10 protein-coding genes are annotated in these 13,063 nt (G+C 72.9%); 5 read left to right on the plus strand and 5 right to left on the minus strand.

Annotation, left to right across the window (positions count from 1 at the left end):
• The first annotated feature begins 17 nt into the window (after positions 1 to 17).
• From N8N77_RS12220 to N8N77_RS12235, 4 genes are read left to right on the plus strand one after another with little or no spacing between them, the layout of a single operon-like run.
• Positions 18 to 791, plus strand: a complete 774-nt coding sequence (locus N8N77_RS12220) for a cytochrome c biogenesis CcdA family protein (protein WP_261167135.1) — start codon at positions 18 to 20, stop codon at positions 789 to 791.
• Positions 772 to 2,445 carry a cytochrome c biogenesis protein ResB gene (locus tag N8N77_RS12225; protein WP_261167136.1) on the plus strand — a complete coding sequence of 558 codons (1,674 nt, stop codon included), beginning with the start codon at positions 772 to 774 and terminating at the stop codon, positions 2,443 to 2,445. Before N8N77_RS12220 ends, N8N77_RS12225 begins: the two co-directional genes overlap by 20 nt.
• Before the next feature lie 57 nt (positions 2,446 to 2,502).
• The gene (gene ccsB, locus N8N77_RS12230) at positions 2,503 to 3,516 is read left to right on the plus strand and encodes a c-type cytochrome biogenesis protein CcsB (RefSeq protein WP_261167137.1); all 1,014 of its coding nucleotides are present in this window, start codon (positions 2,503 to 2,505) and stop codon (positions 3,514 to 3,516) included.
• A gap of 5 nt (positions 3,517 to 3,521) precedes the next feature.
• Complete coding sequence (locus tag N8N77_RS12235; protein WP_261167138.1) at positions 3,522 to 4,742, plus strand: acyltransferase; 1,221 nt, start codon at positions 3,522 to 3,524, stop codon at positions 4,740 to 4,742.
• Here N8N77_RS12235 and N8N77_RS12240 read toward each other — a convergent pair.
• The 4 genes from N8N77_RS12240 to N8N77_RS12255 all read right to left on the minus strand — a co-directional run bounded on the left by N8N77_RS12240 (position 4,687) and on the right by N8N77_RS12255 (position 11,648).
• The gene (locus N8N77_RS12240) at positions 4,687 to 6,117 is read right to left on the minus strand and encodes a glycosyltransferase (protein WP_261167139.1); all 1,431 of its coding nucleotides are present in this window, start codon (positions 6,115 to 6,117) and stop codon (positions 4,687 to 4,689) included. The genes N8N77_RS12235 and N8N77_RS12240 overlap by 56 nt on opposite strands.
• Positions 6,118 to 6,249: 132 nt before the next feature.
• Positions 6,250 to 6,624: a thioredoxin gene (gene trxA / locus N8N77_RS12245; RefSeq protein WP_261167140.1), complete on the minus strand. Its 375-nt coding sequence runs from the start codon at positions 6,622 to 6,624 to the stop codon at positions 6,250 to 6,252.
• Between the two features lie 150 nt (positions 6,625 to 6,774).
• Positions 6,775 to 8,874, minus strand: coding sequence for a YhgE/Pip domain-containing protein (locus N8N77_RS12250; protein ID WP_261167141.1), 2,100 nt, complete (start codon positions 8,872 to 8,874; stop codon positions 6,775 to 6,777).
• Complete coding sequence (locus N8N77_RS12255) at positions 8,871 to 11,648, minus strand: MMPL family transporter (RefSeq protein ID WP_261167142.1); 2,778 nt, start codon at positions 11,646 to 11,648, stop codon at positions 8,871 to 8,873. The genes N8N77_RS12250 and N8N77_RS12255 overlap by 4 nt, the downstream gene beginning before the upstream one ends.
• A gap of 117 nt (positions 11,649 to 11,765) precedes the next feature.
• On the opposite strand from N8N77_RS12255, the gene N8N77_RS12260 reads away from it, so the two are divergent.
• Positions 11,766 to 12,395 (plus strand): TetR/AcrR family transcriptional regulator, encoded by a 630-nt coding sequence (locus N8N77_RS12260; RefSeq protein ID WP_261167143.1) that lies wholly within the window; start codon positions 11,766 to 11,768, stop codon positions 12,393 to 12,395.
• An 8-nt stretch (positions 12,396 to 12,403) separates the two neighbouring features.
• On the opposite strand, the gene N8N77_RS12265 is transcribed toward N8N77_RS12260, so the two are convergent.
• The gene (locus tag N8N77_RS12265; RefSeq protein WP_261167144.1) at positions 12,404 to 12,751 is read right to left on the minus strand and encodes a hypothetical protein; all 348 of its coding nucleotides are present in this window, start codon (positions 12,749 to 12,751) and stop codon (positions 12,404 to 12,406) included.
• Positions 12,752 to 13,063 lie beyond the last annotated feature (312 nt).

Genomic DNA, 13,063 nt, shown 5'->3' on the forward strand with positions numbered 1-13,063 from the left:
CCCGGATCGGGCCGCGCGTGAACGCCGGCTCCCTCGTCTTCGACGGCGCGCTGTGGGCGGCGCTGCCGATCGCGCTGCTCGCGGGCCTGATCTCCTTCCTCTCGCCCTGCGTGTTGCCGCTCGTGCCGGGCTACCTCGGCTTCGTCGCCGGCGCCGTCTCGCCGGCGTCGGCCCCGCGCGGCACCGCGCCCGCGGAGGCGCCGCGCGGCCGGCTCGTCGGCGGCGTGCTGCTGTTCATCCTCGGCTTCACGCTCGTGTTCGTGGCCGTCATCGTGCTCGGCGGCCTTGCGGGCGGCGCGATGCAACGGTTCAGCCTGCAGTGGGGCGACCTCATCACGCGCATCCTCGGTGTCGTGGTCATCGCGATGGGCCTGGTGTTCATCGGCCTTTTCGGTTTCGCGCAGCGGATCGCCCGCCCGCAGGTGCGCAGCGGCCTCGGTCTCGTCGGCGCGCCGCTGCTGGGCGTGGCGCTCGGCCTGGGGTGGGCGCCCTGCATCGGTCCGACCCTGTCGGCCATCATGTCGATCGCCTGGACCACGGGCGATGCGGGGCGCGCCGCGCTGCTCGGCGTGGCGTATTCGCTGGGCCTCGGCATCCCGTTCCTGCTCGTCGCCCTCGGCCTCGGCTGGGCGACGCGCTCGCTCGCTTTCCTGCGCCGCCACATCCGCGTGGTGAACATCGTGGGCGGCGTGCTGCTGGTGATCCTCGGCCTGCTGATGGTCACCGGCGTGTGGACCACGATCATGTCGCGACTTCAGGGGGTGCTGACGAGTGTCCCGCTCCCGCTCTGACGTGCAGGCCGATCCGCTCCGCCCGGCCGATCACGTCGACGCCGACGAGCCGGTGAACCAGCCGGCGCTCGGCGCCGTCGGCTGGCTGCGCTGGGGGTGGCGACAGCTCACGAGCATGCGCACGGCCCTCGTGCTCCTGCTCCTGCTGGCGATCGCCGCCGTGCCCGGCTCGATCTTCCCGCAGCGGATGGCCGACCCCAACGGCGTCGTGCAGTGGGAGGCGGAGAACCCCGATCTGTTCCCCGTGCTCGACGCGATCCAGATGTTCGACGTGTACCAGTCGGCCTGGTTCTCGGCGATCTACCTGCTGCTGTTCGTCTCGCTGATCGGGTGCATCCTGCCGCGCACGAAGCATCACGCCAAGGCGCTGCGCGCGCGGCCGCCCCGCACGCCGGCACGCCTGTCGCGGCTCGCCGATCACCGCGCCGAGACGATCGCCGGGACCGACGCCGCCGACGCGGTCGCCCTCGCGGAGCGACAGCTGCGTGCCGCCGGCTACCGGGTGGAGCGGTACGACGACGACCGACGCGGCACTCGGTCGGTCTCCGCCGAGCGCGGCTACCTGCGCGAGACCGGCAACCTGCTCTTCCACGCGTCGCTCGTCGGCGTGCTCGTGGCGGTCGGCGTGGGCGGCGGCTTCGCTTACACGGGCCAGCGCGTCGTGGTCGAGGGCACCACCTTCGTCAACTCGCTGCTGGACTACTCGTCCATGAACCGTGGCCGCTGGGTCTCCGACGACGCGCTCACCCCTTACGCCATGACGCTCGACTCGTTCGACGTCACGTACCAGCCCCCGGGGACGAACGGCGCGGGTCAGGCCGGCGACTTCTCGGCCAACGTCTCGGTGCGCTACCCGGGCGAGGACGAGGCGACCGAGGGATCGGTGCGGGTGAACGACCCGCTCGAGGTCGGCGGCGACAGCGTCTACCTGCTGGGCAACGGCTACGCGCCGACCATCCGGATCACGAACGCCGACGGCGAGGTCGTGTTCCACGATTCCGTGGCGTTCCTGCCGCAGGACAACAACCTCACATCGCAGGGGGTGGTGAAGGTCGCCGACGGGCTGCCCGAGCAGCTCGGCATGGTCGGCTTCTTCTACCCCACGGTGGGGGAGCTCACCACGGGGGCCCTCACCTCGATCTACGGTGACCTGCTCAACCCGGTGCTCACGCTCGACGTCTACGCCGGCGACCTCGGGATCGACGACGGCACGCCCCGCAACGTCTACACGCTCGACCCCACCGGCATGGACAGGCTGACGGGCGGCGACACGGGCGTGGAGTCCATCCAGCTCACGCCCGGCCAGACGCAGGAGCTGCCGAACGGCTGGGGCACCATCGAGTTCGTCGACGAGACCCCCGAGGACTTCGATCCGGCGCTGGGCCTGACCGAATCGGTCAAGCGGTTCGCCTCGCTGCAGATCCACCACGACGCCTCGGCGGTGTGGGTGCTCGTCTTCGCGGTGCTCGCCGTGCTGGGCCTGCTGACCGCCCTGTTCGTGCCGCGACGCCGCGTGTGGGTCAAGGCCACCGTCGAGGGCGACACCGTGCGGCTCGAGTACGCCGGCCTCGCCCGCGGGGAGGACCCCGGTCTGGGGGCCGCAGTCGACCAGCTCGCCGAGAAGCATCTCGCCGCGGTGCGCGCCGCCGACTGACCAGGGTGGTCGGCGACTCTCAGCCAGCCCCCGAGGGGCGAAACGTAGGATGAGCGCATGCCCGACGTCGCCCAGCTCGACACCTCCTCCGTCATCCTGATCTGGACCGCGATCGCGATCTACGCCCTCGCCTTCATCGCGTACGCGGTGGACCTGGCGAAGCGCTCGCAGCAGTCGATCGAGGTGAAGGACGCCGAGCGGCGGCGCGAGACGGTCGGCGTCGCGGCGCCGGGTGCGCGCGGCGGCTCGGTCGCGCTCGACGGCGAGACGGCTCCCGAGGCCGACGTGCCGGCGGGGGCCGGAAAGCGCGCGGTGTTCGGACGGATCGGCACGGTCCTCACCGCTCTGGCGTTCCTCTTCCACCTGGGCGGCACCGTGCTGCGCGGCATCGCGGCGCAGCGCGTGCCGTGGTCGAACATGTGGGAGTTCGCCATGACGGGCACGCTCCTCATCACGGCGGTGTACCTGGGCGTGCTGTTCTTCCGCGACCTGCGGTTCCTCGGCACCTTCATGACCGGGCTCGTCACGGTGCTGCTCGGCGCCTCGTCGACGTTCTACGTCGAGATCGTGCCGCTGATGGACCCGCTCAAGTCGGTGTGGCTCGTCATCCACGTCTTCGTCGCGTCGCTGGCGACCGCGTTCCTCGCCCTCGCCTTCGCGCTCAGCGTGCTGCAGCTGCTGCAGAGCCGCCGCGAGCGCACGGCGCTCGAGTCGCCCGACGCGGCGCCCCGTCGGTCCATGCTGCGCACCATCCCCTCGTCCGAGGCGCTCGAGGGGCTGGCGTACCGCTTCGCGATCATCGGCTTCATCTTCTGGACCTTCACGCTCATCGCCGGCGCCATCTGGGCGCAGGACGCCTGGGGGCGCTACTGGGGCTTCGACGTGAAGGAGGTCTGGACCTTCATCGTCTGGGTGCTGTACGCCGGCTACATCCACGCGCGCGCGACGCGCGGCTGGCGCGGCAGCCGCTCGGCGTGGCTGTCGATCGTCGGCTTCGCCGCTGTCCTGTTCAACTTCACGATCGTCAACACCTTCTTCGACGGGCTGCACGCCTACAGCGGCCTGAGCTGAGGCCCGTGAAGCCGCTGGATCCGCCTCGCGACCCGCAGGGCGCGCCTCCGACCGCACCCGCCTCACGCCGGCTGCGCGCGCTCGACGGCGTGCGCGGGGTGGCGGCGCTCGTCGTCGTGCTGTACCACGCGAGCCTCATCGCGAAGCCGTTCGCCGACGACGGCACCGCGCGCCTCGTGTGGGAGACCGCGACCGAGACCCCCCTGAAGCTGGGTTTCGCGGGAACCGAGGCGGTGCAGGTGTTCTTCGTCCTTTCGGGGCTCGTGGTCACGCTGCCCGCGCTGCGCGACGGCTTCTCGTGGCCCGGTTATGCCGTCTCGCGCCTCCTTCGCCTGTATCTGCCGGTGTGGGCGGCGATCCTGCTGGCCCTGCTCCTGGTGATCGTGTTCCCGCGCGAGGCCGCCGACGTCACTCCCGACGCGTGGATCGTGAACGCGAACATCCTCTTCCCCGACGTGGAGCTCGCGCTGCGCGAGGCGACGCTCATCCCCGCGTCGTACGACACCGTGAACGTGCTGTGGTCGCTGCGCTGGGAGCTGTTGTTCAGCATCCTCCTGCCGGTCTTCGTCGCGGTGGCCCTGCTGTTGCGCCGTTGGGCGTGGCCGGCCGCGGTCGCCTGCGTGCTCGCGATGGTGGCGGGACGCGTGTTCGACGAGCGGCCCTTCGACCTGGAGGCGCTCGTCTACCTGCCCACGTTCTTCATCGGTTGTCTCATCGCCGTGCGGTTGCCCGATCTGCAGCGCTGGGCCGGTCAGCGCCGTCGCCCGCTGCTGTGGCTCGGGGCAACGGTGGGTTCGGCGCTCGTGCTCATCGCCGCGTGGTGGACGCGGCCCTTCGTCGCGTCGACGAGCGACCTCGGGCACGCCCTGTGGGGGCTCGCGGGCGCGGGTGCCGCCGGCCTCATCGTCGTGGCGATCGCCTCGCCCCTGGCGGCACGGGTGCTCGAGGCGCGCGTGCCCCGCTGGCTCGGCGACGTGTCGTTCAGCCTCTACCTCGTGCACGCCCCGATCCTCGCCACTCTGGCGTTCTCGTGGGGCGACGATCACTGGATGCTCGTGGCCCTCGTCGGTGTGCCGCTGAGCCTCGCGGCCGCGTGGGCCTTCTTCCACGTGGTGGAGCGGCCGGCGCATCGCGCCGCCCGGGCGGTGGGATCGCGCGTGGCGGCGCTGTTCAGTCCGACTTCCGGCGGCGGGCGCGGCGCATCGCCCGCGCCCACGCGCGCGTGACCTCTTCGTCGGAGTAGCGTCGGGCGGTCGCGACGGCGGCGCGCCGCATGCGCGCCCTCTCCCGTTCGGGCAGGCCGGCGAGCCGCGTGATCGCCGCGGCGAGGGAGCGCTCATCGCCGGCGGGTACGAGGAAGCCGTTCTCCCCGTCGCGGATGATGTCGGCCGGTCCGTAGGGCACGTCGTACGCGATCGGCAGGCAACCCGCCGCCATCGCCTCCACGAGCACGAGCGGAAAGCCCTCGGACGTCGACGTCGAGAGCAGGAACGACGCCTCCTCGAGCGTTCTCGCCGCGTCGGGTGAGTAGCCGCGCAGGCGCACGCGGTCGCCGGTGAGAGCGGCCAGCCGGGCATGCTCCTCACCCTCGCCCCACACGTCGAGCGTCACGTCGACCCCCTGGGCGGCGGCCGCAATCACGGCGCGCATGGCGTGGTCGACGCGCTTGCGGCGCGTCAGGCTCGCCAGCACGACGCCGTGGCCGGGCGCGCGGCCGCGCAGCGGCGGCGCGGCGGGCAGGTCGCGGCTGTTCGGGATCACCTCGAGGCCGGCATGCGGGCCGAGCAGCGCCACGACGTCGTCGCGCTGGCGCGGTGTGAGGAGCACCACGGCGTCGAAGCCGTCGAGGTCCTCGAAGACGCGCCGGCGGGACTCGCGCAGGCGCCCGTGCGGCCGTTCGGTGCCGACGAGGTGCGACGCGTGCACGACGTGCATCATGACCGCGTGCCGCCGGCGGTACTCGATCGCCCAGCGCGCGGTCGTCTTGCTGTCCACGATGACGAACGACCGCTTGCGCGCGGTGAGCGCGTCGAGCCACGCGTGGTACAGATGCGCGATGCGACCCCACGATCGCACCGGCGCACCCTTCTCGTCACACAGGACGACCGACTTGCCGCCCAGCCGTCCGCGCTCCTCGGTATCGCGTCGCTCCGACAGCAGCAGGCTGCCGTCGCGCCGGAAGTGGTCGGTCTGGAGGATCTCGCCGTCGGCGGCCAGGCGGGCGCGGCTGAGCACCCGCCCATCGCGCACGCGCTCCTCGGTGCGTTCCGCAGGCTGGGGCGGCAGTTCGGCGAGCGGGGTGAACGCGTGACGGTCGAGTCGCAGCCGGCCGTGGGGGAGGGGATGCTCGCGCAGCCAGTCCCACATGTTCACCAGCGTGACGCCGTCGGGGAGCCGGCCATCCGCCCGGAGGCGTTCGATGCGCGCCGGGTAGTGCGGATCGGGGTCGAGCGTGAGCACGGTCACCGGCTCTCCCGTCAGGCGGGCGAAGGCCGCGCTGCGATGCAGCATCGCCGACGTCATGCCGCCCCACTCGTCCTCGACGGCCCATGTGAGGGCGTACTGCGCGCCCGACGGGAGGCGTAGAGAACGACGGAACATGTCCCGGAGCGTATGCCGGAGGGGCCAGTCCGCGCACGATCCCGCCGCGTGCTGGCCCGAATGCTCAGATTCTCCCCAGCTTGCGCGGCGCCGCGCCGGGTGCGGCGCCGCGCCGGCGTCGGCCTCGCGGGATCAGCCCTCGGCGGCCGCCTGCTGCTGCGCCACCTGACGGCGGACGTCGTCCATGTCGAGCCCGCGCACGGCGGTGATGAGCTGGTTCAGGCTCTGCTCGGGCAGCGCGCCCGGCTGGGCGAACACGCCGATGCCGTCGCGGAAGGCCATGATGGTCGGGATCGACGTGATCTGGAACGCGGCGGCGAGCTCTCGCTGGTCCTCCGTGTCGACCTTGCCGAAGGTGATGTCGCTGTTCTCCTCGGAGGCCTTCTCGAACACGGGGGCGAACTGCTTGCACGGCCCGCACCAGTCGGCCCAGAAGTCGAGCAGGACGATGCCGTCCTGGCCGATCGTGTCGTTCAGGTTGTCCTTCGTGATCTCGGTGGTAGCCATCCACCGAGCCTAGGAGTCCGGGGGCGGGCGGGGGCCGCCGCGCCCGGATACACAGCGCATTCTGCAGCGCGGTGCGCCGCCGCGGTTCCGAGGCGCGGGCGCCCGCTTCGCCGGGGCCGCGCGTCACCCGCGGCCCCGGCTTCGCCCGCGTCAGGCGAGGGCCGGTTCGAGGAGCTCCTTCGCCGAGACCGAGCGGCGGCGCGTCACGGCGAGCGTCGAGACGAGGAACGCCAGCACCGCCCAGATCACGAGACCGGCGATCGCTGCGCCGCCGGCCCCTGTGCCGGCGATGACGGCGAGGAAGGCGTCGAACGCCGGCGTGGTCGGCAGCACCGCCTTCACCCCCGTCAGTTCCCGCGGGATCGTCGAGACGATGCTCGCCGCGATCGCGACGGCGCCCACGATCGCGGCGACCCAACGGCCACCGCCGCCGAAGACGGCCATGAGCGCCTGGTGCACCGCCGCGAACGCCACGCCCGTGAGGACCGAGACCCCGAGCAGGCCCCAGAACGTGCCCGCCTCGTAGCCGCCCGCCAGCTGCAGGACGCCAGCGACCAGGGCGCCCTGGAGGGCGCCGATGACGGCGGCCGGGAGCAGGGTGCCGCCGGCCAGCAGCACCGACGCGCGCCGCGAGGTGAGGGCGCGGGCCGATACCGCTCGCAGGGCGAGGAACGTGCCCAGCGCGCCGAACCACAGCACCGCGGTGGCCAGCAGCGGGACGGCCGATGCGCCGAAGAGGGACTCCTCGGTGCCGGACGTGCCGACCGGATCGGCCACCACCGAGGCGAGGTCCTGCGCCTCGCGCTCGCCATACGAGGGCACCGCGTCGACGGCCTGCTCGAGGCCTCCCGCGAGCTCATTGGCACCGCCCGCGAGCTCGCCGATCCCGTCGCCGAGAGCGCCCACCCCCGTCGCGAGCTGCGAGACGCCGTCGTGCAGCGGGGGCACCCCCGCCGCGGCCTGCTGCGCACCGGAGGCGAGCTGGTCGAGCCCCGAGCCCAGCGCGCTCGCGCCCGCGGCGAGTTCATCGGCGCCGGCGGCGCTCTGGGCGGCGCCGTCCGCGAGGCCGGAGGCGCCGTCCGCGAGGGACTGCGCGCCGGTCGCGGCGTCGCGGTAGCCCGCAGCGACCTGGCCCGGCAGGTTCTCGGCAAGGCCCTGGGCGTACCCGTCGGCGGTGCCGGTGAGGACGAGGAGCGAGTTCTGGTTCTCCGGGTCGACGAACGAGCTCAGCGCCGAGCAGAGGTCGGCATCGGGCACGTCGAGCGGGTCAGCAGGATCGTAGGTGCACTGGTCCCCGACGAGCGTGGCCAGTTCGGCCGAGCGGCGGAGCGCGCCGCCGGTCGCATTCGTCAGCTCCGCCGGAACGAGTCCCTGCTCCGCCTGCGCCGCGCCCGCCCGCAGACCGTCGGCGAGGCTCTGTGCCCCGCCGGCCAGCTGCTGCGCCCCATCGGCCAGACCGGTGCCGCTGCCGTCACCGCGCAGGCCCTGGGCGAGCGCCGTCGCGCCGCCCGCGAGCTGGTGTGCCCCGCCGGCGGAGGCCGCGGCGCCCGTGGCAAGCTGCGAGACGCCGTCGCCCAGCTGGGCCACGCCATCGGCGGCCTGGGTGGCGCCGTCGGCCAGCTGATCCGCACCCGTTCGGGCCTCACCGGCGCCGCTCGCGAGCTGTCGCGCGCCGTCGGCCGCGTCGCCGAGCTGATCGCCCATGGTGGTGAAGCCGATGAGCAGGTTCGACAGCGTCGCCTCCGACAGCATGTCGCCCATGGTGGCGGCGGCGACGTTGGCCACCTGCGTCGTGATCGCCTGGTCGACGACGAGCGCGTCCGGCGCCGTGGTCACCTCGATCGTCGCCCGCTCGGCGGTCTCCTGCGCGCCGGAGAGCGCCTGACCGGACGATGTCGCCGCGGCCGAGAACTCCTCGGGGATCGTCACGACCGCCTGGTAGGTGCCGTTACGCAGGCCCTCGCTCGCGTCGTCCTCGTTCGACAGCACCCAGGTCAGATTGCTGTCCAGGTCGTCCGACCCGTCCACGAGTCCGGCCGCCAGCTGACGACCCAGCGGCGTGTACTGTCCGTCGATCGTGACGGGCTCGTCGAGGTTGACGATGGCCGCCGACATGTTCTCGAGGCGTTCGGTCGGGTTGTACAGTGCCGCGACGAGCACACCGCCGATCACGGCGGGCAGCAGCAGCACGCCCAGCACCGTCAGCCAGCCGACGGGCTTGCGCGAGAGCGCGGATTCCAGGATCGTCATGCGTTCACCTCGCGGATTTCGTTGGTCACGTCGACGCGGTGGACGGTGGTCCACCCGGCGTCGGAGAGCAGGGACCGGGCCGCCGCCGCATCGGCGCTCGTGACGACGAGCGCGAGCGGGCGGTCCGGATCGGACACGTACGCGGCGTCGCGCAGCACGGCGGCGACCTGGTCGCGCTCGGCGGCGGAAAGGCGCTCGAGCCCGTCGAGGACGGCGGCGGCGGGGCGGCCGTCGAGCGCGTGGCGCGCGGCCGCGACCGGGTCGTCGTCCGAGGACAGCAGGCCGAGACCCACGTGCGTGCGCACCCACGCCGCGCGTGCGGGCAGCAGGTGCCCCGCCACGCGCAGCAGCCCGTCGGCGGGGGCGGCGCGGCCGGCGATGGCCAGGGCGACGGCCCGCGACGCGCGCGGGTCGCTCGAGCTCAGCACGATCGCCTCGCCGGGCTCCACCCGCAGGTCCACGCCGGAGGCGAGCACGACGTCGCCGGCGGCGACCGCCAGGCCGTCGGCAGCCACGACGGCGGTGGAGCCGGGCTCCGGCCAGTCGGCCAGCGCGCGCTCGCGCTCCACGGCCTCCCCCTCGATGTCGAAGTGGGGCAGGATCCGCTCCAGCCACGCCGGCATCCACCAGGCGTGGCGGCCCAGCAGCGCCATGACCGCGGGCACGAGCGTCATGCGGATGAGGAACGCGTCCACGGCGATGCCGACGGCCAGCGCGAGCGCGATGGGCTTGATGTTGCTGTCACCCTCCGGCACGAACGCCGCGAAGACCGCGAACATGATCACGGCGGCCGCGGTGACGACGCGCGCCGAGGCGGTGTAGCCGCTGCGCACCGCCTCCAGCGCGGTCTCGTTCGCGGCCTCCCGCGCGTCGGCGCGGGCGACGCGGCCCAGCAGCCCGCGCCGCTTGGCGGCGTGCACGAAGTCCTCGCGCATGCGCGAGACGAGGAACACCTCGTAGTCCATCGCGAGGCCGAACAGCACGCCCATGACGACGATGGGCATGAAGGCGATCACGGGGCCGGTCTTGGCCACGTGCAGCAGGTCGGCGCCCCACCCCCACTCGAACACCATCGTCACGACGCCGAACGCCGCCAGGATCGACAGCAGGTAGCCCAGCGCCGCCTTGAGGGGCACCCAGACCGAGCGGAACACGACCATCAGCAGCAGGAACGACAGGCCGACGACGAAGACCCCGAACGGCAGCAGGGCGCCGGCCAGCTGGTCGGAGATGTCGATCGACACCGCCGTGAACCCGGTGACCTTCAGGTCGATGTCGTACTCGTCGAGCCACTCGTCGTGGTGGGCGCGCAGCTCGCGGACGAGGTCGGCCGTGGCCGGGTCGGACGGGCCGGTCTCGGGGATGATCTGCACGATGCCGGTGTCGATGGTCTCGTTCGGCGCCGCGAGCGCGACCTCGGCGACGCCGTCGATCCTCTCGACCTCCTCGCCGAGGTCCTCCATGAGGGCGAGCGGATCGTCGGACGTGACGATGGTGCCGGTGAGGATCAGCGGGCCGTTGAACCCCTCGCCGAAGTGCTCGCCGGTGAGGTCGTAGGCCTGCCGGGCCTCGCTCTCCTCCGGCAGCACGCCGGCGTTGGGCAGCGCGAGCTGGAGCTGCGCCGCGGGGACGGCGATGATGCCGAGGCCCAGCACGACCGCCACGGTGGTGACGACGGGGTGGCGCGTGACGGCCTCGACCCAGCGTCGCGAGAATCCGGCACGTGGGCCGCCCTTGGCGGCGCGCCGGGGGCGACCGGCCGCGCGGGCGCCGACGAAGCCGAGGAACGCCGGGGTGAGCGTGACGGCGATCGCCACCGCGATCGCGACGGCGACGGCGGCCGCGATGCCCATCGTCGTGAGGAACGGGATGCCGGCGAAGCCGAGGCCGATGAGCGCGATGAGCACCGTGACGCCGGCGAAGACGACGGCGGACCCGGCGGTCCCCGTGGCCCGCGCCGCGGACTCCTCGAGGGGCACGCCGTCGCGCACCTGATCCTGGTGGCGCGCGCCGATGAAGAGGGAGTAGTCGATGCCGACCGCCAGGCCCAGCATGAGGGCCAGCATGGGCGTCGTGGCGCTCACCGTGGCGAAGCCCGTGGCCGCGACGATACCGAGCATCGAGACGCCCACGCCGAGCAGCGCGACGCCGAGCGGCACGCCGGCCATCGCGATCGCGCGGAAGGCGACGATGAGCACGATGAGGGCGACGATCACGCCGAAGGCCTCCGTGATCGTCACGGTGGGCAGCTCCGTGGCGTACAGCTCGCCGCCGAGCGCCACCGTGGCGCCCTCGGGCAGCTCGCCGCGCAGGTCGTGGAACGCCCGCTCGATCGCCTCGCTGACGGATTCGTCCAGCGTCGTGGCCTGGCCGTCGAGCTGCACCTGGACGATCGCCGCCGTGCCGTCGTCCGAGATCGTGCCGTCGACGTTGTCGTCGTACGGGGAGGTGATGGCCGCGACGTCGTCGATCTCCTCGATCTCGGCGACGAGATCCTCGATCGGCCCGCGGTACGCATCGTCCTGGATGTCGTCGCCCTCGGCGGCGACGACGATCCCCTGAGCGGAGGTGCCCGCCACCTGCGGGAAGGTGCGGCTCAGCTGCTCCAAGCCCTCCTGTGACTCGGTCCCCGGGATCGAGAAGGAGTTGTCGAAGCCCTTGTTCAGCCCGAGCGCCCCCGCACCGACCGCGAGCAGCAGCAGGATCCACGACACGAGGACGCGCCAGGGGTGGCGGAAAGACCAGCGGCCGAGCGAGTAGAGCAGAGTGGACACAGGCGCCTCCGGACGGGGGGAGCAGGGACTTCGATACAACGCTGTATCCGATACGTATGTGTATCGTAGTGGGCGCGATCGGACCTGCGTCTGAACATCACCCGGGAAAGGACCGCCGTGACCACGGAGTCTCAGCAGCCCACGGCGCGCAGCCGCGAGAACACCCGCGCGCGCCTCCTCGACGCGGCGGCGCAGGTGTTCGCCGAGGTGGGACTCGGCGGGGCATCGGTGGAGACGATCTGCGAGCGCGCGGGATTCACCCGGGGGGCCTTCTACTCGAACTTCGACAGTAAGGACGAGCTCTTCCTCGAGCTGGCCGGACAGTTCGCCGGGCAGCAGATCGCCCAGGTGCGCGGCCGCGTGGCCGAGCTGGAGAAGGATCCCTCCTTCCGGGAGGAGGACGACTTCGCCTCGCTCACGCGCGTGCTCGACTCGCTCGTGCAGGACCGGAACGGTCTCATGCTCCACGCGGAGATCCGCATCCGCGGGATGCGCGACGAGGCGTTCGGGACGGCGCTCGTGGAGCAGGAGGCGCGGCTGCTCGACGAGATCGCGGCGATCATCGAGGACGTGGTGCGCGTGCGCCGGCTGCCGCTGCGGATCGACCCTCGCAGCGCCGCGCGCCTGCTCGTGGCCACGTGGGACGCGGCGGCGACGCGGGCGGTGCTCGCACGCACGCCCGACCGCGAGCGCGAGCTCGACTGCGTCGCCGAGGTCGCCCGTGTCGCCCAGCTCATGATCGGCTGAGGGGCCCCTCAGCGCCGCGGATCGACGAGCAGCAGCTCGGCGTTGCGGTCCACCGCCTCTCCGACGGCGGCGGGGCGGGCGTGCAGGTCGTTGAACGCGAGCTCGCGGTAGAGCGAGGCCAGTCCCGCGGGCGTGAGATCGTCGTATCCCACGCGGGCGGGCGCGTCCGATTCGATGAGCGTGGTGAACAGCGACAGCGTGCCGTCATGGTTGTGCGCCAGCTCGATGACGCGGGCCAGCTGCGGGGCGTCGACGTGCGAGGCGGTGTTGATCTCCCAGAACCCGCGGTCGGCCGTGGGGCCGGGGCGCGCCGTGATGGTGTTGCGGTGACTGTGGCCGTTGACCCAGGCGATCACGTTGGGGAATCGACCGAGGAGGTCGAGCACCTGAGGGCCGAGCAGGCGGGGCCCGTCGGGGCGGGGGGGGGCGGGGATGCATGGGCGGGGGGCGGCGCCGGCGGGGGCGGCGCCCCCCCCGGGGGGGGGAGGGGGGGGCCCGGGGGGGGGGCCCGGGCCGGGGGGGCCCGCCGGTGCTCGCCGCCCCCCGGATCCGCGCGCCGCCGCGACCCGCCTGGTGTGTCTACGCATATACGTCCCGTCGCCGGTCACCGACATCCATAGGGGTCGATGAGTATTCGTAGTTGGCCCCATGGTTGCGCAACCCGCGAG

It is taken from the genome of Microbacterium sp. Marseille-Q6965, assembly GCF_946151065.1.
Lineage (GTDB): Bacteria > Actinomycetota > Actinomycetes > Actinomycetales > Microbacteriaceae > Microbacterium.